At 66.1% G+C, this 26,212-nt stretch carries 22 protein-coding genes; 12 read left to right on the top strand and 10 right to left on the bottom strand.

What is annotated here, in order from left to right:
• Positions 1-17 precede the first annotated feature (17 nt).
• The 4 genes from AQZ52_RS11555 (at position 18) to AQZ52_RS11540 (ending at position 4,966) form a co-directional block, all read left to right on the top strand.
• Positions 18-557 carry a heme NO-binding domain-containing protein gene (locus AQZ52_RS11555; protein ID WP_067910727.1) on the top strand — a complete coding sequence of 180 codons (540 nt, stop codon included), beginning with the start codon at positions 18-20 and terminating at the stop codon, positions 555-557.
• Between the two features lie 10 nt (positions 558-567).
• Positions 568-2,592 carry a putative bifunctional diguanylate cyclase/phosphodiesterase gene (locus AQZ52_RS11550; protein ID WP_067910724.1) on the top strand — a complete coding sequence of 675 codons (2,025 nt, stop codon included), beginning with the start codon at positions 568-570 and terminating at the stop codon, positions 2,590-2,592.
• A 71-nt stretch (positions 2,593-2,663) separates the two neighbouring features.
• On the top strand, positions 2,664-3,500 hold the full coding sequence (locus AQZ52_RS11545; protein WP_067910721.1) for an AIM24 family protein: 837 nt from the start codon (positions 2,664-2,666) through the stop codon (positions 3,498-3,500).
• Between the two features lie 158 nt (positions 3,501-3,658).
• Positions 3,659-4,966, top strand: a complete 1,308-nt coding sequence (locus AQZ52_RS11540; protein ID WP_067910718.1) for a M10 family metallopeptidase C-terminal domain-containing protein — start codon at positions 3,659-3,661, stop codon at positions 4,964-4,966.
• Between the two features lie 87 nt (positions 4,967-5,053).
• Here the strand turns inward: AQZ52_RS11540 and AQZ52_RS11535 are convergent, their stop codons facing one another.
• From AQZ52_RS11535 to AQZ52_RS11515, 6 genes are all read right to left on the bottom strand, one after another.
• Complete coding sequence (locus AQZ52_RS11535) at positions 5,054-7,540, bottom strand: TonB-dependent receptor (protein WP_067910714.1); 2,487 nt, start codon at positions 7,538-7,540, stop codon at positions 5,054-5,056.
• A gap of 81 nt (positions 7,541-7,621) precedes the next feature.
• Positions 7,622-7,792, bottom strand: coding sequence for a YezD family protein (locus tag AQZ52_RS18175; RefSeq protein WP_082697893.1), 171 nt, complete (start codon positions 7,790-7,792; stop codon positions 7,622-7,624).
• Positions 7,789-8,781: a sulfate/molybdate ABC transporter ATP-binding protein gene (locus AQZ52_RS11530; protein ID WP_067910711.1), complete on the bottom strand. Its 993-nt coding sequence runs from the start codon at positions 8,779-8,781 to the stop codon at positions 7,789-7,791. The genes AQZ52_RS18175 and AQZ52_RS11530 overlap by 4 nt, the downstream gene beginning before the upstream one ends.
• Before the next feature lie 58 nt (positions 8,782-8,839).
• On the bottom strand, positions 8,840-9,616 hold the full coding sequence (locus AQZ52_RS11525) for a sulfate ABC transporter permease (protein ID WP_240481608.1): 777 nt from the start codon (positions 9,614-9,616) through the stop codon (positions 8,840-8,842).
• Positions 9,613-10,464: a sulfate ABC transporter permease subunit CysT gene (cysT, locus tag AQZ52_RS11520; RefSeq protein ID WP_067910706.1), complete on the bottom strand. Its 852-nt coding sequence runs from the start codon at positions 10,462-10,464 to the stop codon at positions 9,613-9,615. The genes AQZ52_RS11525 and cysT overlap by 4 nt, the downstream gene beginning before the upstream one ends.
• A 20-nt stretch (positions 10,465-10,484) precedes the next feature.
• Positions 10,485-11,528: a sulfate ABC transporter substrate-binding protein gene (locus tag AQZ52_RS11515; protein WP_067910703.1), complete on the bottom strand. Its 1,044-nt coding sequence runs from the start codon at positions 11,526-11,528 to the stop codon at positions 10,485-10,487.
• A gap of 481 nt (positions 11,529-12,009) precedes the next feature.
• Here AQZ52_RS11515 and AQZ52_RS11510 point away from each other — a divergent pair, with 481 nt between their 5' ends.
• Together AQZ52_RS11510 and AQZ52_RS11505 are read left to right on the top strand one after the other, a co-directional pair.
• On the top strand, positions 12,010-14,211 hold the full coding sequence (locus AQZ52_RS11510) for an RNA degradosome polyphosphate kinase (RefSeq protein WP_082697891.1): 2,202 nt from the start codon (positions 12,010-12,012) through the stop codon (positions 14,209-14,211).
• 24 nt (positions 14,212-14,235) lie between these two features.
• A complete protein-coding gene (locus AQZ52_RS11505) occupies positions 14,236-15,711 on the top strand; it encodes a Ppx/GppA phosphatase family protein (protein WP_067910701.1) in 1,476 nt (491 codons plus the stop codon).
• 53 nt (positions 15,712-15,764) lie between these two features.
• Here the strand turns inward: AQZ52_RS11505 and AQZ52_RS11500 are convergent, their stop codons facing one another.
• Positions 15,765-16,988 carry a dipeptidase gene (locus AQZ52_RS11500; RefSeq protein ID WP_067910698.1) on the bottom strand — a complete coding sequence of 408 codons (1,224 nt, stop codon included), beginning with the start codon at positions 16,986-16,988 and terminating at the stop codon, positions 15,765-15,767.
• Positions 16,989-17,023: 35 nt separating this feature from the next.
• Positions 17,024-17,662, bottom strand: a complete 639-nt coding sequence (gene maiA, locus AQZ52_RS11495) for a maleylacetoacetate isomerase (RefSeq protein WP_067912067.1) — start codon at positions 17,660-17,662, stop codon at positions 17,024-17,026.
• A 122-nt stretch (positions 17,663-17,784) separates the two neighbouring features.
• Here maiA and AQZ52_RS11490 point away from each other — a divergent pair, with 122 nt between their 5' ends.
• Both AQZ52_RS11490 and AQZ52_RS11485 read left to right on the top strand, forming a co-directional pair.
• Positions 17,785-18,099, top strand: coding sequence for a PilZ domain-containing protein (locus tag AQZ52_RS11490; protein ID WP_067910695.1), 315 nt, complete (start codon positions 17,785-17,787; stop codon positions 18,097-18,099).
• 38 nt (positions 18,100-18,137) lie between these two features.
• Positions 18,138-19,775, top strand: coding sequence for an NAD(P)/FAD-dependent oxidoreductase (locus AQZ52_RS11485; RefSeq protein WP_067910692.1), 1,638 nt, complete (start codon positions 18,138-18,140; stop codon positions 19,773-19,775).
• Here the strand turns inward: AQZ52_RS11485 and AQZ52_RS11480 are convergent.
• Positions 19,754-21,025 carry an HD-GYP domain-containing protein gene (locus AQZ52_RS11480; RefSeq protein ID WP_067910689.1) on the bottom strand — a complete coding sequence of 424 codons (1,272 nt, stop codon included), beginning with the start codon at positions 21,023-21,025 and terminating at the stop codon, positions 19,754-19,756. The genes AQZ52_RS11485 and AQZ52_RS11480 overlap by 22 nt on opposite strands.
• Positions 21,026-21,173: 148 nt before the next feature.
• On the opposite strand from AQZ52_RS11480, the gene AQZ52_RS11475 reads away from it, so the two are divergent.
• On the top strand, positions 21,174-22,379 hold the full coding sequence (locus tag AQZ52_RS11475) for an acyl-CoA dehydrogenase family protein (RefSeq protein WP_067910687.1): 1,206 nt from the start codon (positions 21,174-21,176) through the stop codon (positions 22,377-22,379).
• Between the two features lie 3 nt (positions 22,380-22,382).
• Here the strand turns inward: AQZ52_RS11475 and AQZ52_RS11470 are convergent, their stop codons facing one another.
• On the bottom strand, positions 22,383-23,312 hold the full coding sequence (locus AQZ52_RS11470) for a LysR family transcriptional regulator (protein ID WP_067910684.1): 930 nt from the start codon (positions 23,310-23,312) through the stop codon (positions 22,383-22,385).
• A gap of 123 nt (positions 23,313-23,435) precedes the next feature.
• Between AQZ52_RS11470 and AQZ52_RS11465 the strand changes: the two genes are divergently transcribed.
• From AQZ52_RS11465 to AQZ52_RS11455, 3 genes are all read left to right on the top strand, one after another.
• The gene (locus AQZ52_RS11465; protein ID WP_067910681.1) at positions 23,436-24,134 is read left to right on the top strand and encodes a pirin family protein; all 699 of its coding nucleotides are present in this window, start codon (positions 23,436-23,438) and stop codon (positions 24,132-24,134) included.
• A 201-nt stretch (positions 24,135-24,335) separates the two neighbouring features.
• Positions 24,336-24,734, top strand: a complete 399-nt coding sequence (locus AQZ52_RS11460; RefSeq protein ID WP_067910678.1) for a PilZ domain-containing protein — start codon at positions 24,336-24,338, stop codon at positions 24,732-24,734.
• A 104-nt stretch (positions 24,735-24,838) separates the two neighbouring features.
• Positions 24,839-26,203 (top strand): FAD-dependent oxidoreductase, encoded by a 1,365-nt coding sequence (locus tag AQZ52_RS11455; protein WP_067910675.1) that lies wholly within the window; start codon positions 24,839-24,841, stop codon positions 26,201-26,203.
• Positions 26,204-26,212 lie beyond the last annotated feature (9 nt).

Below are 26,212 nucleotides of genomic sequence, written 5' to 3'. Positions count from 1 at the left end.
GGAAAGTGCAGTCGGCCATGAAAGGCGTCGTTTTCAACCTGCTCGAAGATGCGGTGGTGCGCGAGCATGGGCTGCTGGCATGGGACAGCCTGCTGGAACTGGCAGGACTGGAAGGCTCCTATACCTCGCTCGGCAGCTATCCCGACAGCGAAGTGATCCGGCTGGTCGATGCCGCCTCGACTGCGCTGGGGATCACGCCCGGCGAGGTGCTGCGCTGGTTCGGGCGGAGCGCCATTCCCTTGCTCCACGAACGCTATGAGCTGTTCTTTTCGCCGCACAAGACCGCGCAATCGTTCGTGGCGAGCATCAACGACATCATCCATCCCGAAGTGCGCAAGCTCTATGCCGGAGCAGGTTGTCCGCATTTCCATTTCCACGATCTCGAGGACGGGCGCACCGGGCTGGCCTACCAGTCACCGCGGCGGATGTGCCGGCTGGCCCACGGCTTCATCGAAGGCGCGGCGGACCACTACGGGAATCGCGTGGAGATCGAGCACCTCTCCTGTATGCTCGAAGGCCATCCGGTCTGCCGTATCGCCCTCGACTGGTCGCATTGAGCCCGCGGCGGTGAAAGCGGAAGCGCTTCCCCTCACCCCGGATGCTGCCGCGACGGTCGAGCGGCTTGAGCGGCTTGTCCAGCGCGAGCGCGAAGGGCGCCTGCAGGCAGAGGCGATTGCCGAACGGGGCCTGCGCGAACTCTATGAAAGCCAGGTCCGGCTCGCGCTGCTGCAACGGATCACCGATTGCGCCAACCGCTCGAACAATTTCAGCGAGGCCATCGGCGAAGTGCTCAAGGAGATCTGCGAGCACATGAACTGGGCCTTCGGCACGGCCTACCGTGTGGAAGGAGAGGCCCGGGCAGTCTCTTGCGATGCCTGGTATACCGCCGAACCGGCACGGCTGTTCCCGCTGGTGGAGGCAACGCGCGAACGGACGTTCCATAGCGGCGAAGGCCTGCCGGGTCGGGTGCTGCGCGATTCCCACCCGCACTGGATCGACGAGGGGGAGTTGGCCACCAGCTTCTGCCGCAGGGTCGCCGCCGCCTCGTGCGGCATCCGCTCGGCCTGCGGCTTTCCGGTGATGATCGCCGACGAGATCGTCTGCGTGCTCGAGTTCTTCGCGCGCACGGCCATGATCGACAAGGATGCGATCCTGCTGACGGTGACGCAGGCCTCGACGCAGCTGGCGCGGGTGATCGAGCGCGAGCGCGCCCGCGCCGCGCTGCTGCATGACGCGCTGCACGATTCGATGACCGGGCTGCCCAACCGCACCCTGCTCGACGAGCGCTCGCGCGCCGCGTTCGACCGGCTGCCGGAAAGCCGTTCGGGCCTTGCGGTGATGGTCATCGATCTCGACGGGTTCAAGGCGATCAACGACAAGTATGGCCATCACGCCGGCGATATCGTGCTGATCGAGACCGCACGCCGCTTCGATCAGGCGCTGACGGCGAGCATGGACAATCAGCGCAGGACCAGTCCGACGGGCTGGCACGGCACGCTGGCGAGGGTCGGCGGTGACGAGTTCGTCGTGGTGCTGGACGGCGTTCGCGGCCCCGCTCCCGCGATGGATCTGGCCGGTGCGTTGATCGACACGCTGAAGGCGCCGATCAGGATCGATGAGGAACTTGTCAATGTCGGTCTCTCGATCGGAATCGCGCATAGCGGACCCGGCTACACCACGGTCGAACAGCTGCGGCAGGATGCCGACCTGGCGATGTACGAGGCCAAGTCCGGCGGGCATGGCGGCGTCGTCACCTTCTCCGAAAGCCTTGGCAACGAACGGCGCTACCGCATGGCGCTGGAAAACGAACTGCGCGACGCGATCCGCGAAAAGCAGTTCACCCTGTTCTACCAGCCGATCTTCGCGCTCGGCGAGGATCGGCAGTTGCGCGGCTTCGAGGCGCTGATCCGCTGGAACCATCCCCGGAGCGGGCTGGTCGAGCCCGGAGGCTTCATTCCGGCAGCAGAGGCGGGCGGCCTCATCGTGTTCATCGGCGACTGGGTGCTGCGCCAGGCCTGCAACGCGACAGCCCGCCTGCACAAGCGCCTGACCGCCCGCGGGCTGGCCGCAAGCAAACTGCCCTACATCAGCATCAACATCGCGCCGCAACAGTTTCTGCAGCCGACGTTTTCCGCGCACGTCCAGCGCGTGCTTCTGGAGACCGGTGTGCTGCCCGAACTGGTGCGGCTCGAAGTGACCGAGGGCGTCGCGATCATCGACCCGGACCAGACCCGGCAGGTTCTGGAGCAGGTGCGCAGCTGGGGCGTGAAGACCAGCCTCGACGACTTCGGCACCGGCTATTCCTCACTCAGCTACTTGCAGAATCTGCCGTTCGACACGCTCAAGATCGACCGCTCGTTCATCGCCTCGATGGACGATCCCAAGAGCCGCAAGATCATTCGCGCCATTCTCGACCTTGCCAGCAATCTCAACCTTTCGGTCGTGGCAGAAGGGATCGAGACGATGGAGCAAGGCGCATTGCTGCGCGAGATGGGCTGCGCCTATGGCCAGGGCTTTCACCTTGGCCGCCCGCTTGATGAAGCAAGCGCCTTTGCCCTTGTGCTGCCTGAAAGCGACCGGACCGGGGCATAAAGTCTGCTGTGCGGAGAGCGGGAGCGGCTATGGTGCAACCACGCTAACCCCGCTTCAGCAAGGAGCCCGACATGGCATCGAACAACCCCTGGCGCCACATGCGCAGCGCCGGCATTGCCGACGATATCGATTTCGAGATCAAGGGCCACGAACTCCAGTTCGTCGAGATCGAGCTCGATCCGGGAGAAAGCGCGGTAGCCGAAGCGGGTGCCTTCGTGTGGAAGGACGGCACCATCGAGATGACGACGGTGTTCGGTGACGGCAGCGAAGCGGGCGACAACAGCTTCATGGGCAAGCTGCTCGGTGCGGGCAAGCGGCTGGTGACGGGCGCAAGCCTGTTTACCACGGTCTTCACCCATCGCGGCATCGGCAAGGCCCGCGTCGCCTTTGCAGCGCCTGTTCCGGGCACGATCCTGCCGCTCAAGCTCTCCGATCTCGGAGGCACCCTGATCTGCCAGAAGGAGAGTTTTCTCGCCGCGGCGCGCGGCGTGAGCATCGGCATCGCCTTCCAGCGCCGGATCATGACCGGCCTGTTCGGCGGCGAAGGCTTCATCATGCAGAAGCTGGAAGGCGACGGCTGGGTCTTCGTGCAGATGGGCGGCACGCTGGTCGAACGGGAACTCGCACCCGGCGAGGAACTCCATGTCGATACCGGCTGCCTTGCCGCCTACACCCCTTCGGTAAACTTCGATCTGATCGCCGCCGGCGGCGTGAAAAGCGTGCTGTTCGGCGGCGAGGGCCTGTTTTTCGCGCGGCTCACCGGACCCGGCAAGGTGTGGATCCAGTCGCTCCCCTTCGCGCGGCTTGCCGGCCGGGTGGTGGCGGCCGCGATGCCCGCAGGCGGCAGCAACCGCGGCGAGGGATCGGCTCTGGGCGTGCTCGGGGACTTCATCGACGGCAACCGCTAGAGCCGCTTTCACCATGATGTGACGAAGGCCGGGCGCCGTTTGCCAGCATGGCAGCGGCGCGGCAAATCGCCCGCCGGACCTCGAGTGCACGCGATTCGTCCACCGGACACCGCGCGCAGGGCGGTCTGCTCTCCACAGAACGTGTCAGGACATCGGCCATGTCGCTTGTGATTGCAGAGAACAGCTTTGGCACCGGCGATGATCTCCTTGTGCCGGAAGGCATCCTGATCACGTCGAGCGACGGGCTCGCCGTAAGCGCGCTGGGCTCAGGCCACACGATCACGGTGGCAGGTCTCATCCGCGGCGAAAGCGGGGCGGTGCTGCTGGACGGGGGCAGCGGTGATGCCCAATCGCTGGTGATCGCCCGGGGCGGGCAGCTCTCCGCTTCCGATACGGCCGTGCGCTTTGCCGCAGGCCGCGTGCGGCTGGAAAACCACGGCTCGATCCTCGCACCGGGCAAGGCCATACTCATCGGTGTTGACCGGCCCGTGGCGAGTGCCGCGCTGGAAAACCCGGGATCGATCCAGGGCGCCATCATCACCGCGACCAGCGAGGGCTTCTCGCTCGACAACAGCGGCTCGATCACTGCGGCGAGGCCCCATGGCGAGGCGCTTGTCGTGACGGGTGATGCGGCAACGCTGGTCAATGCCGGAGCCATCAACGGCCTCGTGCAGCTGACCGATGCGGCGGACGTGATGACCAACCGGGGCGCGATCATCGGCGCGGTGCGGCTGGGAGCGGGAAGCGACATCCTGGACAACCGGGATGGCGAAATCAGAGGCCCCATCACCCTGGGCGACGGCGACGATCTGCTGATCGCAGGGCAAACGACCTACCGCGTTACCGGCGGCGAGGGCTATGACACGCTCGACTTCTCGCACGGCGGCTCGGTCATTCTGGCGCTTGATCTCAGCCGGCCCGCCGGCGGGGTCCTCCACGGCAACACATACCTCGGCTTCGAGGCGGTGATCGGGTCGGCCCTCGGCGGGGACTGGATTGGCGGGAATGCCGCGGACAACCGGATCGACGGTCTTGGCGGCGCCGATACCCTGAGCGGCAGATCCGGCGCGGACACACTGCGCGGCGGCGAAGGCGGCGATACGCTGATCGGAGGATCGGGCCGCGATGTCTGCACCGGCGGGCCCGGGCGCGATACGTTCGTCTTCGGCGAGGGCGATTTCGGCGGCAAGACGCTCGCCCGCGGCGATGTCATCACCGACATGCGGCCCCGGCAAGGCGACCGGATCGACCTTTCCGAGGTGGACGCGAACCGGCTGGTGGGCGGCGATCAGGCCTTCACCTTCATCGGCCTCGACCATTTCCATCAGATCGCGGGGGAACTGCGGCTGGTGTTCGGCGCCACCGCGACGTCGCTGCTGGGGGATACCGACGGCGACGGGAACGCCGATTTCCGCATCGTGCTTACCGGCCATATCAACGTGCACGCCGGCGATTTCGTGCTGTGACCCGGTGAGGGCGGGCGGTTGAGGAGGGCCGGGAACCCACAGTCATCGACCATGGGTCCCCTGCCCTCCCTGACCGCGTGTCACCCTTCAGAAGGTGAGCTTGACGGTGCCGCCAAACGTGCGCGGATCGCCGAGATTGCCGACGATCAGGCCGGTGTTGCCCGAGGCGACGGCCAACTGATCGAAGTACTGGGTGTCGAAGGCGTTGCGCACCCAGCCATAGATATCGAGCCGGCCCTCGGCACGGAAACCGAGGCGGAAGTTGGTCAGCGCATACCCGTCGACATTGGTATAGGCCGAGGGGCTGGCGTTGGACGACCAGTCCGAACGATAGCTGCCATCGACGCCGAGATAGATCTGGCCGTCCTTGCCGAAGAGCTTGACCGGCACGTTGCCTTCCGCGCCATAAGAGAACGCCCACTTCGAGACACCCGGCAGGCGCGAACCCGAAATGTCGCACTGCGCGGGGCTGATGCCGCCCGGCGTTCCGGGCAGATCCGCCGGCGCGGTGGGCACACCGTTCGCATCGAGCGGCTGCGCCTTGCCGCCCGAAAGCTCCGGCGGACAGGGGGCATTGCTGAACGAGACGAACTTGGCATCCGTGTAGGCGCCGTTGCCGTAGATGTTGAAGCGATCGCTGGGCCGGAACGAGGCATCGAATTCCACGCCCTGCGACCGGGCCTTGTCGGCATTGGCGAGATAGCCGCGAATGTTGCCGACCGCGAAGTTCGAAACCTGCGTCTGGTAGTTCTTCACCTCGGTGCGGAACGCGGTGAGGTTGAAGGTCGCCTTGCGGTTCAGGAACTGCGTCTTGATGCCCACTTCGAAGTGGTTGACCGATTCCGGCTTGATCGTGGCGAGTTCGAGCAGCGGCACGCCTGTCACCGCATCGGCAGGGACGCCGTTGAGGTTGATGCCGCCGGTCTTGAAGCTCTTTGCATAGGTTGCATAGAGGTGGATGTCGCGGGTGACATCCAGTGCCGCCGTCACGTCACCCGAGAAGTTCCAGTCGCTGAAGTTGGCGAGGAACGACTGCGGGGCGAGCACGGCAAGCTGCGCCGCCTCGACCTTCGAGTTGAGGCTCTTACCCGCCGCATCGGTCTTGAACACAACGAGGTTGCCCGCGCCGTCCGTCACCACCGAATTGTAGCTGCCTTCCTTCTTGTCGTAATTGAGGCGGAAGCCCGGCTGGAGGGAGAAGGCATTTGTCAGCTTGTAGATGAACTTGCCGAAGATCGCAGCGCTGGTGTTCTTGAAGTTGATGGTGTTTCTGGCCGTGAGGCCATCCAGCACGGTGGGATCGTTCGACAGCGCGTTGGTCGGGTTGATCAGCCACTTGCTGGCGGCAGCACCCTGCTGCTGGATGCCATTCGTGCGGATCTTCTGGTAGAAACCGAATGCCCCCAGCGTATAGCCCAGCTTGCCGGTTTCGCCCGAAAGGCGCAGTTCCTGCGAATACTGGTCCTGATGCGAAGGGTTGTTCGACTTGGCAGTGATCGGCAGGCCGAGGAAGTCGCGGTCGTTCGAAGGGTCCCACGACCAGAAGCGCCATGCGGTGACCGAGGTCACCGTGCCGATGCCGGTATCGATCTTTGCGCGCACCGAGGCGCCGCCGATGTCGTTTTTGGCGCGCAGCGGTGTGTCGACGTCGGTCACGCGGTCGAACGGATTGGTGCTGGGCACGGCATAGTTCTGCGCGGCCGCCAGCGCGGCGTACTGGCGGTTCAGCGGACGCTGCGTCGCCCCGGTGCGCACATAGACCTGGGTGCAGCAGGTGGGGTCCTGGTGGCTGTAGTCGCCCGCCAGCGTGATCTCGAAGCCATTGGCGGGCTTCCACAGGAGCTGGCCCCGCAGGCCGAGGTTGTCCTGCGAATTGACCCACTTGCCACTCGTCACGTTGTAGATCGTGCCGTCGCGGCGGGTGAGTGAACCTGCCAGACGCACCGCCAGCGTATCGGAAATCGGGCCCGAGACGGCGGCCTTGGCCTGCGTGAAGCCGAGGTTCCCGGCGCTGATCTCGAAGCGGCCCTCGGGTTCGAAGGTCGGCTGGCGGCTGGTGATGTTGATCGCACCGGCGGTGGTGTTCTTGCCATAGAGCGTGCCCTGCGGCCCGCGCAGCACTTCGATCTGCTTCACATCGAGGAAATCGAAGGTCGAGGAGGCGACGCGCGCGAAGAAGACATCGTCGACGTAGATGCCCACGCCCTGCTCGATGCCATCGTTGGTGAGGCCGAGCGGCGCGCCGAGGCCGCGGATGTTGACCGCAGTGTTGCGCGGATTGGACGAGGTGAACTGCAGCGTCGGCGTGAGCTGCTGGAGGCGGCCGACATTGAACGCACCGGTGGCGTCGATGTGATCGCCGCCGACGACCGAGATGGCGAGCGGCACGTCCTGCGCGGTTTCGGCGCGGCGGCGCGCGGTGACCACGATCGTATCGTTGTCGGACTGGCCTGTGCCGACCGAGGTGGCCTGTTCGGCAGGCGCAGCATCAGCGGGATTTTCGGCAGCAAGGGCCGGGCTGGCGGCTAGCGGCAGAAACGCCGCCCCCGCGAGGAAGAGAACACGCAAAGTCATCGTCAATCCTTTGGATCAGGGTCACGATGCCTCCGGTGGTCCGGTAGGCGGTGTGATGATGGGTTTAGGGGTTTAGTCAGGTCAGCTGGGCTTGAGGCGCTTCTTCTCGGTCACGTCGATCTGCACGACGCGGCCCTCATGCACGGTGAGGGCCACCGTGCCGAAGCGCAGCCCGGTCAGCGCTTCACGAACGCTGGCAAGGCTTTCTTCAAGGTGACGTTCCGCGTCGCTGGGCGCGGACTGAGTGGTCATCGGCTTTCTCCTTGGGTCTGAGCTCCATCTGCGGTGAACATGCGGGCACGGTGCGGATTGAAGCGGATTGTCTCACCAAGCCGCGGTGCCTCGCCGCTGCTCGGCAGATCCAGTTCGACAAACTGGCCGCTGCCGGCGAGGAGGCCTTCCGCACGCCAGACCGCGCCCTTGCGAAACACGTTGTCGACCAGGAGCGCCTCGGCCCCATCGGGCGCCAGCGTGATCTCGTGCGGGCGGAAATGGATCTCGCCGCTCGTTGTGGGCAAGCGGTTGGTCTCGCCCACGAAGTGCGAGACGAAGGGCGTCTCGGGGTTCATGTAAACCGCATCGGGCGCACCGATCTGCTCGATCCGGCCCTGGTTCATCACGACGACCCGGTCGGCGAGTTCGAGCGCCTCTTCCTGATCGTGGGTCACGAAGATCGAGGTAAGGCCCATCTGCTTGTGCAGATCCCGCAGCCAGCGGCGCAGGTCCTTGCGGACTTTCGCATCAAGCGCGCCGAAGGGCTCGTCGAGCAGCAGCAGGCGCGGCTCGATGGCCAGCGCGCGGGCGAGCGCGACGCGCTGGCGCTGCCCGCCGGAGAGCTGGCCGGGATAGCGGCTGCCGAGACCCTCGAGCTGGACGAGACGCAGCAACTCCTCGGCACGGGCAAGGCGGGCGACCTTGGGCAGGCGGTCCTTCCCCCGGCGCACGCTGAGGCCGAAGGCAACGTTGTCGGCCACGGTCATGTGGCGGAACAACGCATAGTGCTGGAACACGAAGCCGACATGGCGCCGCGCGACGGGCAGCGAGGAGACGTCCTCGCCGCCAAGCAGAACGGAGCCGCCATCCTGGAATTCCAGCCCTGCGATAATGCGCAAAAGCGTCGTCTTGCCCGAGCCCGAGGGGCCGAGCAGCGCGATGAACTCGCCCGGCGCGACATCGAGATCGATGCCGTGCAGCGCAGGATAATCCCCGAAGCGCTTGGTGATGCCGCGAAGTTGGATCAATGCCGTGCTCCTGCATGGAGGCCGAAGCGCCACTCAAGCACGGTTTTGGCGACGAGCGTCACCAGCGCGAGCAGCGCAAGGAGAGAGGCGACCGCGAAGGCGCCGACGAAATCGTACTCGTTGTAGAGAATCTCGATATGGAGCGGCATCGTGTTGGTCTCGCCCCGCATATGGCCCGAGACGACCGAGACCGCGCCAAACTCGCCCATGGCGCGCGCGTTGCACAGCAGCACACCATAGAGCAGGCCCCAGCGGTATTGGGCAGGGTGACATGCCAGAAGGTCTGCCAGCCGTTTGCGCCCAGCGAGATCGCGGCTTCCTCGTCGTCCTTGCCCTGTTCGAGCATGAGCGGGATGAGCTCGCGCGCGACGAACGGGAAGGTGATGAAAACAGTCGCCAGCACGATGCCGGGGACCGCGAAGATGATCTTGAGATCATGCTCGGCGAGCCAGGCGCCGAACAGGCCGTTGGCGCCGAACAGCAGCACGAAGATCAGGCCCGAGACGACCGGCGAAACCGAGAACGGCAGGTCGATCAGCGTGATCAGGAGCGCCTTGCCGGGGAACTGGAACTTGGTGATCGCCCAGCTCGCGGCGATCCCGAAGGCGACGTTGAGCGGGACCGAGATCGCGGCGATCAGCAGGGTCAGCCGGATCGCGGCCAGCGCGTCGGCGGTGTGCAGCGCATCGAGAAACGGCCCTGCCCCCTGCCGGAGCGCCTCGCTGAACACCGTCAGCAGCGGCAGCAGGAGGAAGAAGCCGAGAAAGCCGAGCGCGGCGGCAATGAGCAGCGCGCGCGCCAGCGGGCCCTCGGTGGTAGGCGAACGGCCGCTCATGCGCCCATCCTCCGCCGGCTCGCGGCCTGGATCAGGTTGATGAGCAGCAGCACCGCGAAGGAGGCCAGCATCATCACGACCGCGATCGCGGTGGCGCCGGCATAGGCATATTGCTCGAGCTGGGTCACGATGAGCAGGGGCGCGATTTCGGTGCGGCCGGGCATGTTGCCCGAGATGAAGATCACCGAGCCGTATTCGCCCACCCCGCGCGCGAAGGCGAGCGCGAAGCCGGTGAGGAGCGCCGGACCGATCGCGGGGAAGATCACATGGCGGAAGGTCTGCCAGCGCGTCGCGCCGAGCGTGGCGGCCGCTTCCTCGACCTCGCGGCCGAGGTCCGCCAGAACCGGCTCGACCGAGCGGACAACGAACGGAAGGCCGATGAAGACGAGCGCGATCGAGATGCCGATCCAGGTAAACGCGACCTTGATGCCGAGCGGCTCCAGAAACTGGCCGATCCAGCCTTCAGGCGTATAGAGCGCGGTCAGCGCGATGCCGGCAACCGCGGTGGGCAGCGCGAACGGCAGATCGACCAGCGCGCTCACCACCTGCTTGCCGGGAAAGTCGTAGCGCACGAGGACCCAGGCAACGAGCAGGCCGAACACCGCGTTCACGAGGCCCGCCATCGCGGCGGTGCCGAAGCTCAGCCGATAGGCGGCCATCGCGCGTGGGCTGAAGCCGACGGCGAGGAACTCCGACCAGCCCAGCCCTGCGGCCTTGAGGAAGATCGTGGCCAGCGGGATCAGCACGATCAGCGTCAGCCACGCGAGCGTGAAGCCGAAGCTGAGGCCGAAGCCGGGCAGCACGGACGGCTGCCTCCAGCGCCTGCTGGCCAGAGTTGGAGCGGACATGGTGAAGCCCCCTGCCCCGCCTACTTCTTGGCGTAGATGCGGTCGAACACGCCGCCATCATCGAAAAAGGTCTTCTGCGCTTTGGCCCAGCCGCCGAAGTCCTTGTCGATGGTGACCATCGGGATTTCGGGGAACTGCGCTTTGAACTGCTGCGCGATCGCCGGATCGCGCGGGCGGTAGAAGTTGTGCGCGATCGCGGTCTGCGCCTCCGGCGTGTAGAGATAGCGCAGATAGGCCTCGGCCACTTCGCTTGTGCCGTGCTTCTTCGCGTTCGCGCTGATCACCGCGACGGGCGGCTCGGCGAGGATCGAAAGCGAGGGCATAACAATCTCGAACTTGCCCTTGCCCAGCTTCTTCTCGGCGAGAAACGCCTCGTTTTCCCACGAGATCAGCACATCGCCGATGCCGCGTTCGACAAAGGTGGTAGTCGAGCCGCGCGCGCCGCTGTCGAGCACCGGCACATGCTGGAAGAGCTGCTTCACATAGGTTTCGGCCGCGGCGTCGGAACCGCCCGCCTTGCGGCCCCAGGCCCAGGCGGCGAGGAAGTTCCAGCGCGCGCCGCCGCCCGTCTTGGGGTTGGCGGTGATCACCTCGACGCCGGGCTTCACGAGATCGCCCCAGTCCCTGATGCCCTTGGGATTGCCCTTGCGCACGAGGAACACGATGGTCGAGGTGTAGGGCGCGCTGTTGTCCGGCAGCGCCTTCTGCCAATCGGCAGGGAGCAGCTTGCCCTTCGCCGAAATGGCATCGATGTCGTAAGCGAGCGCCAGCGTCGCGACATCGGCCTCGAGCCCGTCGATGATCGCGCGGCTCTGCTTGCCCGAGCCGCCATGGCTCATGCGGAAGGTGACGTCCTTGCCGGTCTTCTGCTTCCAGTAGGCGGCGAAGGCGGGATTGATCGCCTGATAGAGCTCACGCGTCGGATCGTAGGAGACGTTGGTCAGCTCGACCTCACCCGGCTTGCCGCCGCCGGACGAGCAGCCCGCAAGCATCAGCCCCATCGCAAGCGATCCTGCAAGAACCGCGCGGCGAGGAAGCAGCCGGCTGTTGGCGCGTGTGGTCATGCGTCGTACTCCCGTTTGCGTCGGCCGACAGGGGTTCCCAGCGGCTTCGGGTCGTCACTAAACTCAATAAATACGATAGACATTAGAGTTCTGCTTGGCCAGCGCAAAGAGAAGCTATCCCATCCGCCAGCCAGCCCTCGCCGCGGACCGGTTTTGACCCGAATCACAGCGACTGCCTCGGCCCGATGATATCTCAACTCATAAAGTAGAGAATAAGGGAGCGCCCGGATGAGGCAAAATGTCGACGAAATGAATAGACATTGAGAGGGCTACCTCGCGGCCCGGTGACAAGGTTTTCGGTGCGGCTGGCAGCACGAGCGACAGCGCGCCGCGACTGGACCGGCAAAAACAAGCCGCGCCCCTTGCCTTTCCCGGCCCGCCCCGTGCTATGCCGCGATCATGTCATCGCTCGGTAGCAATCGGCCATCATGCCGCGCCGCATCCCACCGCATGGCGGTGGACGCTGGGGGGGCATATTGACATGGATGATCCGCAGACTGCGGCGAACAACGCCTTCGAAGCGGCCGAAGCGCCCGGCACGATCCGCGGCGACGCGGCGGTGACGCTGCCGGTGAACCGCTTCTTCAACCGCGAGCTGAGCTGGCTGGCGTTCAACCGGCGCGTGCTGGCCGAAGCGCAGAACCCCAATTACCCGCTGCTCGAGCGGCTGCGCTTTCTTTCGATTTCCGGCACCAACCTCGACGAGTTCATGATGGTGCGCGTGGCAGGCCTCGCCGCGCAGGTGCGCCAGGGGATCGACGAGCTCTCGATCGACGGCCTGACTCCGACCCAGCAATTGCAGGCCGCCTATCGCGGGGTCGATGAACTGGTGCGCGCGCAGCAGACGATCCTGGCGGACCTCACCGCGCAGCTTGATGGCGCGGGCATCCGCATTGTCGGCGATCGCAAGCTCGAAAAAGCGCAGACCGATTGGATGGCGCATTATTTCGAGCAGCACGTGTTCCCCGCGCTGACCCCGCAGGCCATCGACCCGGCGCATCCCTTCCCCTTCATCAACAACCAGGGGACCGGCATTCTCTTCACGCTCGTCCGGCTGGCGGACGGGGAGCCGGTGACCGAGATGATCCTCGTGCCGCCCGCGCTGCCGCGCTTTGTGCGCCTGCCCGGCGATCCGGCGAGCTGGATCAGCATCGAGGAGCTGATCCTGCGCTGCGCAGGCAAGCTCTTCCCCGGTTTCCGCATTCAGGGTCACGGCACCTTCCGCGTTCTGCGCGACAGCGATATCGAGATCGAGGAAGACGCCGAGGACCTCGTGCGCTACTTCCGCACCGCGATCCAGCGGCGGCGGCGCGGAAAGGTGATCCTGCTGCAGGTGCAGGAAAACTTCGACCCCGAAGCCGAAGTCCTGCTGCGCGACAAGCTGCGGCTCGACCATGCGACGGTGATCAAGGCCGGCGGACTGCTGGCGATGAACGGGCTTTCCGTGATTGTCGACACCGATCGGCCCGAACTGAAATTCGCGCCCTACATCCCGCGCTACCCCGAGCGCGTGCGCGAACATGATGGCGATTGCTTCGCGGCGATCCGCACCAAGGATCTGGTCATTCACCACCCCTTCGAGAGCTTCGACGTGGTGGTCGATTTCCTGCGCCAGGCCGCGTCCGACCCCGATGTCGTGGCGATCAAGCAGACCCTGTACCGTGCGGGCAAGCAATCGGCGGTGATCGCGGCGCTGATCGCGGCGGCCGAAGCAGGCAAGTCGGTCACGGCGGTGGTCGAGCTCAAGGCCCGCTTCGACGAGGAGCAGAACCTGCACTGGGCCAGCCAGCTCGAACGCGCCGGGGTGCAGGTGATCTACGGCTTTGTCGACTGGAAGACCCACGCCAAGGTTTCAATGGTGGTGCGCCGCGAGGGCGATGGGTACCGGACATATTGCCACTTCGGCACGGGCAACTATCACCCGGTCACTGCGCGCATCTACACCGATCTCAGCTTCTTCACCGCAGACCCCAAATTCGGGCGCGATGCGGGCCTGCTGTTCAATTTCATCACCGGCTACATCGAGCCCAAGGCCACCGAGATGCTGGCGATCGCGCCGATCGGGGTGCGCCGCAAGCTCTACGAATGCATCGACCGCGAGATCCAGTTCGCGCAGGCCGGCAAGCCCGCGACCATCTGGGCCAAGCTCAATTCGCTGACCGACAGCCAGTTGATCAATCGGCTCTATGCCGCGAGCAATGCCGGGGTGGAAATCAACCTCGTCGTGCGCGGGATCTGCTGTCTCAGGCCCGGCGTGCCGGGGCTTTCCGAGCGCATCCGGGTTAAGTCGGTGATCGGCCGCTTCCTGGAGCACAGCCGGATCTGGGCCTTTGGCAATGGTGCGGCACTGCCCAACCGGCGGGCCAGGGTGTTCATTTCCTCAGCCGACGGGATGACCCGCAATCTCGACCGGCGTGTCGAGGTGCTCGTGCCGATCAAGAACCCGACGGTGCACGATCAGGTGCTCGACCAAGTCATGCTCGCCAACCTGCTCGACACCGAACAGAGCTGGATTCTGGAGCACGACGGGACTTACCACCGCGCAGATCCGGGCGACAAGCCCTTCAATGTCCACCGGTATTTCATGACCAACCCCTCGCTTTCCGGGCGCGGCGCGGCGCTGACCAAGGGCAGCAAGGTGCCCAAGCTCGCCTTGCGGCGCGGCGGCGCCACGCACGTCTGACATGAACCGATCCGAACCTGTTGAATGACCCGTCTCAGCCGCCCATCTGCCTATGTGCCCACCCGGGCGATCATCGACATCGGTTCGAACACCGTGCGTCTCGTCATCTACGGCGGGCCGGCACGCGCGCCCGATGTGCTGCACAACGAAAAAGTCACCGCGCGGCTGGGCAAAGGCGTAGCGGAGAACGGCAAGCTGGGCCAGCGCGCCTCGGCCGCCGCGCTTGCCAGCCTTGCCCGCTATCGCACGCTGCTCGATCTCAAGGGCATCACCGATGTCGACGTGGTGGCAACCGCTGCGGTGCGCGATGCGGCAAACGGCGAGGCGTTTCTTGAGCGGATTCGCGCGCTGGGCCTTACGCCCCGGCTGCTTTCCGGCGAAGAGGAGGCGATTACCAGCGCGCATGGCGTGATCGGCGCATTTTCAGCCGCGCGCGGCGTGGTGGGCGATCTGGGCGGCGGGAGCCTCGAACTCGTCGATATCGATGCAGACGGCTGCCGCCACGGCACCTCGCTGCCGCTCGGCACGCTGCGCCTGCCGGCCCTGCGCGCAGGCGGCGAACGCGCCTTCGGCCAGACGGTGGCCAAGATGCTCAAACGGGCTGACTGGCGCGCCGACCCGGGCTCGACGCTCTATCTCGTCGGTGGTTCGCTGCGCGCCTTTGCCCGCCATGCCATGACTGTCGTTAGCTGGCCGATCGACGATCCGCACGGCTTCGAGATTGCCGCCGCCCCGGCGCAGGCGATCGCCAAGTCCCTCGCGCGCCGCAAGCCCGAAACGCTGCAACCGGTGCCGGGGCTGTCCAGTTCTCGCCTCGCCGCCCTGCCCGATACCGCGGACCTGCTCTTCGTGCTGATCCGCGCGCTGCAACCGGCCCGGCTGGTATTCTCTTCGTGGGGCCTGCGCGAAGGGCTGCTGTGGGAGCGGATGCAAGCGGGCGTGCGCCTGCAGGACCCCTTGGTGGCAGGCGCCGCCGCGTTTACCAGCGAATACGGCATAGCCGCCGGCACCGCGGCCATGGTTTCGGGCTGGACTTCGGCGGCGCGCCTGCCGCGGACAGCCTGGGGCACCGAGCACTTGCGACTGACCGCGACGATGCTGTGCCTTGCGACCGGCATGGTCGAGCCCAACCTGCGCGGTGATCTTGCCCGGGAATGGGCGCTGCGCAAGCGCTGGATCGGTGCTTCACCGGCCGACCGCGCGATGCTGGCGGCAGCGATGATCGCCAACACCGGCCGCCTGGACCTGCCGGTCGAGCTTGGCCGGCTGGCGCCGGCCGAGCAACTCGGCGAGGCGCAGGCCTGGGGCCTTGCCACACGGTTGTGCCGCCGCTTCAGCGGCAACACCGCGCAAGGCATCAGCGGGAGCGCGCTCACCGTAGAAGACGGGATGCTGGTGCTCACCGTGCAGCCGCAAATCGCCGTGCTCCTGAACGAAGGGGTCGAGCGGGACCTCAAGACACTGGCCGCGCATCTCGGGCTGAAGCCGCAAGTGCGCTGAGGACGCAGGGCGCGCCCCCCGCTGCTCAGGTTCCGCCGTTCAGGACCCGCCGTTCAGGACTTCGGCCGCTCCGCCGCGGCTTCGGCAGCCGCAAGGACGCGCAGGACATTGCCGGACCAGATCTTCGCGACATCGGCTTCGCTGTAGCCGGCCGCGAGCAGCGCCTTGGTGATCTTCGGCAGATCGGCGACATCCTCTAGGCCGGCAACACCGCCGCCGCCATCCCAATCGAGACCGATGCCGACATGCTCGACTCCGGCGACCGCGATCGCGTGGAGGAGATTGGCCATCAGATCATCGAAGCTGGCGCGCAGTTCGGGGAACTTCGCGTCGATGGCGCGGCGCTCGGCAAGGTAGGTCTGCCGCTGTTCGGCGGTCAGTGTCTTGTCTTCGGGGTACTTCGCTTCGAGCGCCTTCATGGCCGCCTCGCGCTCGGGGCTTTGCTTGAGGCCCTTCACGTAGACCGAATTGATCTGGATGACCCCGCCCGCCGCGGCGAGTGCCTTCAGATGGGCGTCGTCGATGTTGCGCGGGTGATCGAACACCGCCTTGCAGCCCGAATGGGTGAGGATGATCGGCGTCTTTGAAAGGCGCAGCGCATCATCGAGCGCGCGGTCCGAACTGTGCGAGAGATCGGGAACAACCCCGAGCCGGTTCATTTCGGCAAGGAGCTGGACGCCGAGCGGGCTGAGGCCGTCCCATTTCGCCTTGTCGGTCGAACTGTCGGCAAACTGGTTGGTGCGGAAATGCGCAAAGCCCGCGATGCGCACGCCCATGGCGTGGAAGCTCTGCAGCAGGCCCGGGTCATCGCCCAGCGGCCACGCATTCTCGATCGAGAGGTATACCACGCGCTTGCCCGCAGCCTTGATCGCGGCGGCATCGGCGGCCTTGCCGGCCAGCGCGAAACTTTCAGGATGCGCGGCCACCATCTCGCGGATCGCCGAGGCGCGCAGGAGGGCGAAATCGCGCGCCTTGCGGGTGGCGACGGCGGTAAGCGGCCCTTGCGGGGTGTAGATCGCCCAGAACCCGCCATCGAGCCCGCCCTTCTTCATGCGCGGAAGATCGACCTGCGTGTAGTCGCCCCCGGCCGTATGCGCCTCCGTGATCGACCAGCCGGGCAGTGCAAGCGAGGCGGGCGTATCGAGATGCGTATCGAGCGTGAGCAGCCGCTGCTGGAGCGCGGCAGCCGGATCGACCGGCGCCTTGCTGGAAACTGGCCCCGCGCCGAGCAGAACGAGCGCGGCGGAGGCGGCGAGAAGGAGCGAACGGGCGTTCATCCGCGCAACCTTCCCGTATGGGGCGCGAATGTCAATCAGGCGGGATCGGCGTCGGGCTGGGCCTCGGGGCGCGACAGGGCAAAGGCGGGATGCGCGAGCGCGGCGGCCTCGATCGCCTCGAGCCGGGGCCAGTCGGTCCGCGCGCCGAAGCGGCGGGCATTGGCCATCTGCGGCACCAGCACGATATCGGCAAGGGTGACCGCCGCGCCGAAGCAATAGGGGCCCGTGCGGTCCTCGATCAGGCGGGCGCAGGCGGCAAGGCCGCCCTCGATCACCTCGCGCGCCCAGCCGTCAACCGCGGCCTGATCGAGACCGCGCGCGCGCAGCATGCGCAGCACCTTGAGGTTCTGCACCGGGTGGATATCGCAGGCGACAGCCAGCGCAAAGGCCCGCACACGGGCGCGCTCGAGCGGGTCATCCGGCAACAGCGGCGGTTCGGGAAAGCGCTCGTCGAGATAGGCGATGATCGCGAGGCTCTGCGTGAGCACCGCGCCATCCACTTCTAGCGCCGGGACAAGCCCTTGCGGATTGCACGCGAGGTAACCGGGCGCGGTCTGCTCGTTGGTGCGCAGATTGTGCGGAGCGGATTCCCAGGCGAGGCCCTTCAACGCAAGCGCCGTGCGCACCCGCCAGGCTGCGGAAGATCGCCAGTAGGTGTGCAGCACGAAGTCCATGGACGGCAGATAGTCTCCGTTTTCGCTGCAGGCCATAATTTCCGCGAGGTTAAAGGAATAGTAGTCATTGCCGGGGTATATCTGAGAGGTCTTCCGATCCCGGGAGCCAAGCCGGAGCTTGCATGTCCGCCGAAATGTCCGAGCAACGTCCGCAGCAGGAGCGCCAGTCCGAACGGCGCCCGCTGATGGTGCGCGTGCAGTATCGGCGCACGATCGTGCGGCTTGCCGCCCAGATCCTCGATCTTTCACGCCACGGCCTGCGTCTTGCGGGCATGGAGCGGCTGCGCGTGGGCGAATGCGTGTGGATCACCCTGCCCGGCCTGCCGCCGCGCCAGGCCAAGGTTGTCTGGACCGACCGCTTCGAAGCCGGCTGCGCCTTCATCGAGCCCCTGCACGAGGCGGTGTTCGACGCGATTGTTGCCGGCCACATGCACTGAACCTTTCCCCCTGCCGCGCTTCTGGGTAGGGGAAGGAAATGCTGCGCCTCACCGAACTCAAGCTGCCTCTCGATCACTCGCCTGCCGAGCTCGAGGCCGCAATTGCCGAGCGGCTGGAAATCGAGCCGACCGCTCTGCTGCGCTACAGCGTGGCGAAGCGCGGCAATGACGCGCGGCGCAAGTCCGCAATCAAGCTGGTCTATGCGATCGACGCGAGCGTGACCGACGAGGCGGCGGTGCTCGCGCGCCATGCCGGCGACGCGCATGTCCGCCCTTCCCCCGATACGAGCTACCGCTTCCCCGTGATGGCCCCGGCAGACTGGCAGGGCCCGCGCCCGGTGGTGATCGGCGCTGGGCCGTGCGGGCTGCTGGCGGCGCTGATCCTGGCCCAGATGGGCCTCAAGCCCATCATCATCGAGCGCGGCAAGGCGGTGCGGGCGCGGACCAAGGATACCTGGGCCCTGTGGCGGCGCAGCGAACTGACGCCGGAATCGAACGTCCAGTTCGGCGAAGGCGGTGCGGGCACCTTTTCCGACGGCAAGCTCTACAGCCGGATCAAGGATCCCCGGCACCTTGGCCGCAAGGTGCTCACCGAATTTGTCAAAGCCGGCGCCCCGCCCGAAATCCTGACCGAGGCCCACCCCCATGTCGGCACGTTCCGGCTGGTGACGATGGTCATGTCGATCCGCGAGACGATCGAGGCGCTCGGCGGCGAGTACCGGTTCGAGACGCGGGTCGAGGACTTCGTGATCGGCAGGGACGCGCACGGCGAGCGGCAGCTGGAGGGCCTCGTGCTCTCGACCGGCGAAGTGCTGCCCGCACGGCGGGTGATCATGGCAGTGGGCCATTCCGCGCGGGATACCTTTGCCGTACTGCACGCGGCGGGCGTGCATATCGAGGCCAAGCCCTTTGCCGTGGGCGTGCGGATCGAGCATCCCCAGCGCCTGATCGATGTCGCGCGCTATGGCCCGGGTGCGGGACATCCGATCCTTGGCCCCGCCGCCTATTCGCTGGCCCACCAGACCAGCCATGGCCGCTCGGTCTACAGCTTCTGCATGTGTCCGGGCGGGCGCGTGGTGGCCGCTGCTTCCGAGCCGGGGCGCGTGGTCACCAACGGGATGAGCCAGTATTCGCGCGCCGAATTCAACGCCAATTCGGGCCTCGTCGTGGATATCAACCCGGACCGCGACTATCCCGGTGGTCCCCTCGCCGGAGTGGCCTTCCAGCGCAAGTGGGAGGAGCTGGCCTTTGTGGCGGGTGGCAGCACCTATCGCGCGCCCGGGCAGAAACTCGGGGATTTCCTTGCCGGACGGCCCTCGACCGGGTTCGGCGAGATCACGCCCTCGTACCAGCCGGGCGTGACGCCGACCGACCTTTCGCAGTGCCTGCCCGATTTCGCGATTGCCGCCATGCGCGAGGCGCTGCCGGTGTTCGGCCGCCAGATGCCGGGCTATGACCATCCGGACGTGGTGTTGACGGGGGTGGAGACGCGCACCTCGTCGCCGGTGCGGATCACGCGCGGGAGCGATCTCCAGAGCCTCAACACGCCGGGGCTCTATCCGGCGGGCGAAGGCGCGGGCTATGCGGGCGGCATCCTGTCCGCAGCGGTCGATGGCATCCGCGTCGCCGAAGCGCTGGCGATGGACCTGCTCGGTCAGGCCGCAGTGCGCGCGTAGGCGGTCAGCAGCGACTGGCGCAGCGCGCCGAGCGGGGGCAGATCGAGCCCGCCGAGCTGGGCGATGCCGGCAATCTCGTCCGCGCCGTAGCACTGCGACAGGACGATCACCTCGCCCTTGACCTTCTTGCCGAGCGGCTTTGACCAGAACGTGAAAACGGTCGGCAAGGCGCGCTCGTTGGGGCCCTCGTCGACCACCATGCCGAGGCGACCCGAGCGCAGTTCGATGAAGGCGCCGATCGGATAGATGCCGATCATCTCGATGAAATCGACCATGATCTCGGGATCGAGGCCATACCCATGCTCACCCATGTGGCGGATCGCCTGGGCCGGATCGAACCCGGGGCGACCTTCCTTGCCGGCCACGAGCAGATCGTAGGTGTCGCAGATCGCGGCCATGCGCGAAAGCCGATCGATCTCGCGCCCGGCCAGACGATGCGGGTAGCCGGAGCCGTCGAGCCGCTCGTGGTGGCGCAGACACACCTTGAGCACGGCATCGGGAATATCGCCTGCAGCCTTGAGCAGGGCATGGCCGGACAGCACATGCTGGCAAAGCGCATCGCCTTCGAGATCGGTGGTGGTACCGGCCCAGACCTCCTCGGGATGGGGCGGACCGCCGGTTTCCTGGCTTGCGCCGACGTCCATCAGCAGGCCCGCCATGCCCGCCTCGCGCGTTTCGGCAGCGGAAAGGTTCATCTGGCGTGCGAGCGCGATCATCAGCGCGCTGGTGGCCAGCGCGTGGCGATAGGTTTCCTCGCTGTCCTCGCGGCAACGCAGCAACCCGTTGAAGGCATAGAGATTGCGTTGCACCGAGGCGTAGATATCGTCGATCAGCGGATCGACCGTGCGCGCGCTGATGCCCCGGCCGAGGCGCGCTTCGATGAACACGCGGCTGACGAGCTTGGAATGGCGTTCGGCAATGCTGCGGGCTGTGCCGAACTCCTTGGCCGTGGCGACCCGGGCGGCGGCGAACTTGTTCGCGGCGGGGCGCGGCAGACCGCGCTGGGATGGCGGCGCGGCGGGAGAGGCCACAGCCCCTACCGCGACAACCTCGCGCTCGGGCACGGTGTTGAGCCCGCGCTCGGTATTGATGATCACGGTTTCGACGGAACTGCGCTGCAACGCCTCGAGCATCCACATTTCCTCCAGCAGGAACTTGCTTTTCCAGAAGGGATGCTTGAACCAGCTTCCCTCCAGCTTGTGGATGAACATGCCAAGCCTGAGCTCGGAGGTTTCGACGCGTTTCAGCATGGTCCGTTTTGAATGCCATCCGTGTGGCTGAAACCGGCTGACCTTAGAGCTACGCATTCGCCCTGATGATGGGGAGCAAAGAGCAATTCCCCCGCCGCAAAATCTTGGCTAGCGTCTGTGAAACAACGAGAATGACGAGGATTGCCTGATGAGTGATGCGAACGGCGCGGCGCGCAATTCCGGCCAGAATGCAGGCATGGATCCGGAGGTCTTCGCCCAGTTCCTCGAACAGCTGCAGCGCTATGTGCGCGAACGGCTGATTCCCGCCGAAGCCCAGGTGATCGCGGGCGACGCGATCCCGGAAGAGCTGCTCGCCGAAATGCGCGAGATGGGCCTGTTCGGCCTCACCATGCCCGAGGAATACGGCGGCGCGGGGATGAACATCAGCCAGTATATCGAGACGATCCACGCGATCAGCTATGCAATGCCGGCGTTCCGCTCGATCATCTCGATCAACATCGGCATGGTCTGCTCGGCCATCAAGAATGCGGGCACGCCGGAACAGAAGGCCGAGTGGCTGCCCCGGCTGGCAGCGGGCGAGATCGCCGCATTCGGGCTGACCGAGCCGGGATCGGGTTCGGATTCGGCAGGCCTCGCCACAATGGCGGTGCGCTGCGGCAATGGCTACGTGCTCAACGGGACCAAGCGCTACATCACCAACGCACCCTATGCGAAAGTGGGCCTGATCATGGCGCGCACGAGCAAGGAGAACTTGCCGAGAAACGCGCACGTCTCGGCCTTTCTGGTGCCGCTCGATACACCGGGCGTCACGCGCGGCAAGTCCGACAAGAAGATGGGCCAGCAGGGCAGCCACATCGGCGATATCATCCTCGAGGATGTCTTCGTGCCGGGCGACGCGCTGCTGGGCGGCGAGGAAGGCAAGGGTTTCGCCACCGCGATGCAGAGCCTCGACAACGGGCGGCTCTCGGTGGGTGCGGCCGCGACCGCGCAGGCGCGGCGCTTCCTCGATACCGCGATCCGCTATGCCAACGAGCGCAAGGCCTTCGGCGAGCCGATCGCGCAGTTCCAGCTGATTCAGGCCATGCTCGCGGACAGCCAGGCCGAGATCTATGCGGCGCAGTGCATGATGCGCGACGCGATTGCCAAGGCGGATTCGGGGCAGAAGATCCTGATGGAAGCCGCCGCCTTCAAGATGTTTGCCTCCGAGATGTGCGGGCGCGTAGCGGACCGCTGCGTCCAGATCCACGGCGGCGCGGGCTATCTCGCAGAGTACGAAGCGGAACGCTTTTTCCGCGATGCGCGCATCTACCGCATCTACGAAGGCACCACGCAGATCATGCAACTGGTGATCGCCAAGCAGATGCTGAAGGAATTTGCCGCGGGCGTGAGCTGACCTTCAGGCCTCTGGCATCCTGATGGCGACGGCATCGCCCCCGCTGCACGCCACGAACTGGTCCAGAAGCCACTGCGCGGCAGGACCGGGCGGGGTGTCGCGGCGCCATACGCCCATGAAGCGGTACGCACCCCCCGGGTAGTCCGGCATGGCAAGGCGCACGAGCGTGCCGGCAGCGAGGTCGCCCTCGATCATTGGCATGGGCATGTTGCCCCAGCCGATCCCTTCGCGCAGCAGCGCGTGCTTGGCACCGAGGTCGGCAAGGCGCCAGGTCTTGGGGCTGACGACGCCGAAATCACGCCCCGAGGTCGTGCCCGACCGGTCCGACAGGACCAGCTGGATGTAATCGCGCCCGGCGCCGGGAGGAATCGCGGTCATGCGGCCGAGCGGGTGATCGGGCGCAGCGACCGGGACGAGCAGCGTCGCCCCCGCCGCCATGCTTTCAAGATCCGCCATTTCGGCCGCCAGCGGGCCGGATATGCCGATCGTGGCCGTGCGCGCGAGGACCATGGCGCTGACCGCGCCGAGCGCCTCGACATGCAGGCGCAGCTGGACCGTGGGAAACACGGCGGCAAAAGACCGCAAGATACCGGCCAGCCGTTCTGGCGGGATCATGACATCGACCGCGAGATCGACTTCGGCTTCCAGCCCGCCCAGCAGGCCTTTGACCTTGGCGCGGAGCCCATCGACCCCTAGCGCGATGGCCCGCGCATCGGCCAGCAAGGCCCTTCCAGCCGTGGTGAGCCGGGGTTTGCGCGTGCCTTCCCGGTCGAAAAGGGTCACGCCGAGCTGGGCTTCGAGATTGGATACCCCGTAGCTGATCACCGAAACGGCGCGGCCCAGCGCGCGCGCCGCACCGGCGAAGCTGCCGGTATCGACGATGCTGAGAAAGATGCGCAGCTGGTCGAAAGTCGGGGTGCCGGGATTGGTCACTATTCGACTCCATAGAATAGTTCGGTGCACTTTATCCTACTGAACAGGAAAGCCGGCAAGCGCTATATCCCTCTCAACGAAGGCGCCCATGCGTTGCGGCGGGCGCGCATCAGGAGAACCGACATGATCGAACTGCGCCCTTTCGCCAGCCTCGGCGGTGCAAACCACGGCTGGCTCGATGCCAAGCACCACTTCTCCTTCGCCGAATACCATGATCCGGCACGGATGAACTGGGGGTCCTTGCGCGTCTGGAACGATGATACCATCGCGCCGAAGTCCGGTTTCCCGCCGCATCCGCACCGCGACATGGAAATCATCACCTATGTGCGCGAAGGCGCGATCACCCATCAGGACAGTCTGGGCAACAAGGGCCGGACCGAGGCGGGCGACGTGCAGGTGATGAGCGCAGGCACCGGCATCCGCCATTCGGAATACAATCTGGAAGACGTGACGACCCGCATCTTCCAGATCTGGATCATGCCCACCCGCAGCGGCGAGGCTCCGGGCTGGGGCGCACGCCCTTTCCCGAGGCATGACCGCGCCGGACAGTTCGTGGCGCTGGCCTCGGGCTACGAAGGCGACGGCGACGCCCTGCCGATCCGCACCGATGCCCGCGTTCTGGGTGCGACATTGCGTGCCGGAGAGACCGCGACCTATCCCCTCGGCCTCGCCCGCAAGGCCTATCTGGTGCCGGCCACGGGCGCGGTGAAGATCGGGAACGTGACGGTGAACACCCGTGATGGCGCAGCGATCCGCGACATCGAGGTACTGACCGTGACGGCGCTGGAAGACAGCGAGATCGTGATGGTCGACGCCGCCTGAGCACGCGTTGGCCTTGTATCGGGACGTTTCGGTGCCGAACCGGGACTTCCCGGCGCGCAGTGGGACAAAAGTTGCGCGATCATGCAGTTCCCCACTGCATGCATAACGGATCGTTTACCGCTCTTGATCCAATATGGGCCGGAAGCGCGCAAGCCGCGCGGTTTGGAAAGTTGCAAGGTGATGGTGCGGTAGATGTCATTCATGGCTCCCATTCCGCCGACGGATCAGGTGGTGCGCGAACAGCGTCAACCGCGCATCATCCGTGCACGCCTGATCCATCGTGATGGCGAAGTGCAGGATATCGTGATCCGCAACGTTTCGGCGACCGGCCTCGGCGCCAGCGCCCGCGGGCCCGCCCCGGTGCGCGGCGAACGCGTTCTGGTGGTGCTTCCCGGTGAGCAGGAAGTGTCCGGTATCGTCCGCTGGTTCGGCGGCCACACCTTCGGCATGCAGCTCGATACGCCGCTCGATCTCGAAGCGCTCGGCCGTGCGTTGCAGCGGCAGGCTCATGTCGCACAGGTATCGGGCGAGTGGAAGGTGGAGACGCGGCACCGCGTCTATACCCCGATGAGCGATCCCTCGCGCATCCGCCGCGTCTGAGCGGCATCACCTAGGATGAAGCTCTACATCAGACTTGCTTAATCCCGCCCGGCCGCCCGCGCGCCGGTTGACCGCCTGCGCATGTGCGTCATGCTGCTGAAGCCATGACCAGACAGATCGAAGAGCCCGCCCGCCGGATCGACGTGATCCACGAGACCGATGTGCTCGTGGTGGGCTCGGGCCCCGGCGGCCTCGCCGCAGCGCTTGCCTCGGCGCGCGCGGGCGTCAAGACCACGCTGGTCGAACGCTACAGCTGCTTCGGCGGCAATATCACGCAAGTCGGCGTCGAGGGCTTCGCCTGGTATCGCCACCCCACGACCATCGACAGCGAAGGCATCGGCCGCGAGTTCGAGGACCGCGCGATCGCGATGGACGCAGCTTTGCCCGAGCCGCAATCGATCAGCCACGCGCTCGATGCCGAAGCCTTCAAGCATGTCGCGGACGTGCTGGTGCGCGAGGCGGGCGTCATCCCGATGCTGCACCGGCTGGTCGTGGCACCGATCATGGAAGGCGATGTGATCCGGGGTGTGATCGTCGAGAGCAAGGCGGGGCGCGAGGCGATCCTGGCGAGCCGCGTGATCGACGCGACCGGGGATGCCGATCTGGCCTTCCGCGGCGGCGCGCCGACGATCAAGCATCCGGTGGACGAGATGATGTCGGTCTCGGTCATGTTCTCGATGAGCGGCGTGAACAAGGCGCGCTTCATCGAGGCGGTGAAGGCCGATCCGCAGACCTATGGCGACTGGTCCGGTGGCGGCGAGTGGGACATCACGACAAGCGGCAAGGAGGACGAAATGTTCTCGCCGTTCCTCAGGAAGCCCTTCCGGCAGGCGCTGAAGGCAGGTCTGTTGCCGCCGAACCTCGCCACGATTGCGGGCACGTGGGGCACGGTTTCGGATCAGGGCGATCTCACCTACCTCAACCTGGTCCACCATTATCTCGACGGCACCGACCCCGACAGCCTGACCCGCGGCGAGATGGACGGCCGCGCCGATGCCATGCACGCGATTGCCGCATTGCGCGCGTTCATGCCGGGGTGCGAGACCGCCAAGCTGCGCAACTTCGGCATGACGCTTGGGATCCGTGACACGCGCAAGATCGATGCAGCCTACAACATGACCGGCGACGACGTGCGCGGCGAGGCGCGGTTCGAGGATTCCATCGGCATCTTCCCCGAATTCATCGACGGCTACGGGCTGCTGATCCTGCCGACGACCGGGCGCTATTTCCATGTGCCCTACCGTTCGCTGGTGCCCAAGGGCATTGCGAACCTGATCGTCGCAGGCCGGGTGATCGGCGGCGACAAGGTGAGCCATGCCGCCGTGCGCAACATGATGTGCTGCGCGGTCTCCGGCCAGGGCGCGGGCGTGGCAGCGGCTGTATCGGTGAAGACGGGCCGGGACTTTGCCAGCGTGGATGTCGCAGCAGTGCAGGCCGAACTCAGGCGGCAGGGCGCGCGGATTCACTGAGGTTTTCGC

Origin of the sequence: Novosphingobium fuchskuhlense, from assembly GCF_001519075.1 — a bacterium.
Classification (GTDB): Bacteria; Pseudomonadota; Alphaproteobacteria; order Sphingomonadales; family Sphingomonadaceae; genus Novosphingobium; species Novosphingobium fuchskuhlense.
Note: the sequence above shows the minus strand (reverse complement) of the source record. Positions and strands in the feature narration are given on the sequence as shown.

Bases quoted from the DNA above. Each gene is read 5' to 3' on its own strand.
- AQZ52_RS11485 (WP_067910692.1), top strand. From the start codon at position 18,138: ATGCTGCGCCTCACCGAACTCAAGCTGCCTCTCGATCACTCGCCTGCC.
- AQZ52_RS11555 (WP_067910727.1), top strand. From the start codon at position 18: ATGAAAGGCGTCGTTTTCAACCTGCTCGAAGATGCGGTGGTGCGCGAG.
- AQZ52_RS11510 (WP_082697891.1), top strand. From the start codon at position 12,010: ATGGATGATCCGCAGACTGCGGCGAACAACGCCTTCGAAGCGGCCGAA.
- AQZ52_RS11490 (WP_067910695.1), top strand. From the start codon at position 17,785: ATGTCCGCCGAAATGTCCGAGCAACGTCCGCAGCAGGAGCGCCAGTCC.
- AQZ52_RS11500 (WP_067910698.1), bottom strand. From the start codon at position 16,988: ATGAACGCCCGTTCGCTCCTTCTCGCCGCCTCCGCCGCGCTCGTTCTG.
- AQZ52_RS11505 (WP_067910701.1), top strand. From the start codon at position 14,236: ATGACCCGTCTCAGCCGCCCATCTGCCTATGTGCCCACCCGGGCGATC.
- AQZ52_RS11515 (WP_067910703.1), bottom strand. From the start codon at position 11,528: ATGACCACACGCGCCAACAGCCGGCTGCTTCCTCGCCGCGCGGTTCTT.
- AQZ52_RS18175 (WP_082697893.1), bottom strand. From the start codon at position 7,792: ATGACCACTCAGTCCGCGCCCAGCGACGCGGAACGTCACCTTGAAGAA.
- AQZ52_RS11525 (WP_240481608.1), bottom strand. From the start codon at position 9,616: ATGAGCGGCCGTTCGCCTACCACCGAGGGCCCGCTGGCGCGCGCGCTG.
- AQZ52_RS11535 (WP_067910714.1), bottom strand. From the start codon at position 7,540: ATGACTTTGCGTGTTCTCTTCCTCGCGGGGGCGGCGTTTCTGCCGCTA.
- AQZ52_RS11475 (WP_067910687.1), top strand. From the start codon at position 21,174: ATGAGTGATGCGAACGGCGCGGCGCGCAATTCCGGCCAGAATGCAGGC.
- AQZ52_RS11455 (WP_067910675.1), top strand. From the start codon at position 24,839: ATGACCAGACAGATCGAAGAGCCCGCCCGCCGGATCGACGTGATCCAC.
- AQZ52_RS11540 (WP_067910718.1), top strand. From the start codon at position 3,659: ATGTCGCTTGTGATTGCAGAGAACAGCTTTGGCACCGGCGATGATCTC.
- AQZ52_RS11545 (WP_067910721.1), top strand. From the start codon at position 2,664: ATGGCATCGAACAACCCCTGGCGCCACATGCGCAGCGCCGGCATTGCC.
- AQZ52_RS11465 (WP_067910681.1), top strand. From the start codon at position 23,436: ATGATCGAACTGCGCCCTTTCGCCAGCCTCGGCGGTGCAAACCACGGC.
- cysT (WP_067910706.1), bottom strand. From the start codon at position 10,464: ATGTCCGCTCCAACTCTGGCCAGCAGGCGCTGGAGGCAGCCGTCCGTG.
- AQZ52_RS11460 (WP_067910678.1), top strand. From the start codon at position 24,336: ATGGCTCCCATTCCGCCGACGGATCAGGTGGTGCGCGAACAGCGTCAA.
- maiA (WP_067912067.1), bottom strand. From the start codon at position 17,662: ATGGACTTCGTGCTGCACACCTACTGGCGATCTTCCGCAGCCTGGCGG.
- AQZ52_RS11480 (WP_067910689.1), bottom strand. From the start codon at position 21,025: ATGCTGAAACGCGTCGAAACCTCCGAGCTCAGGCTTGGCATGTTCATC.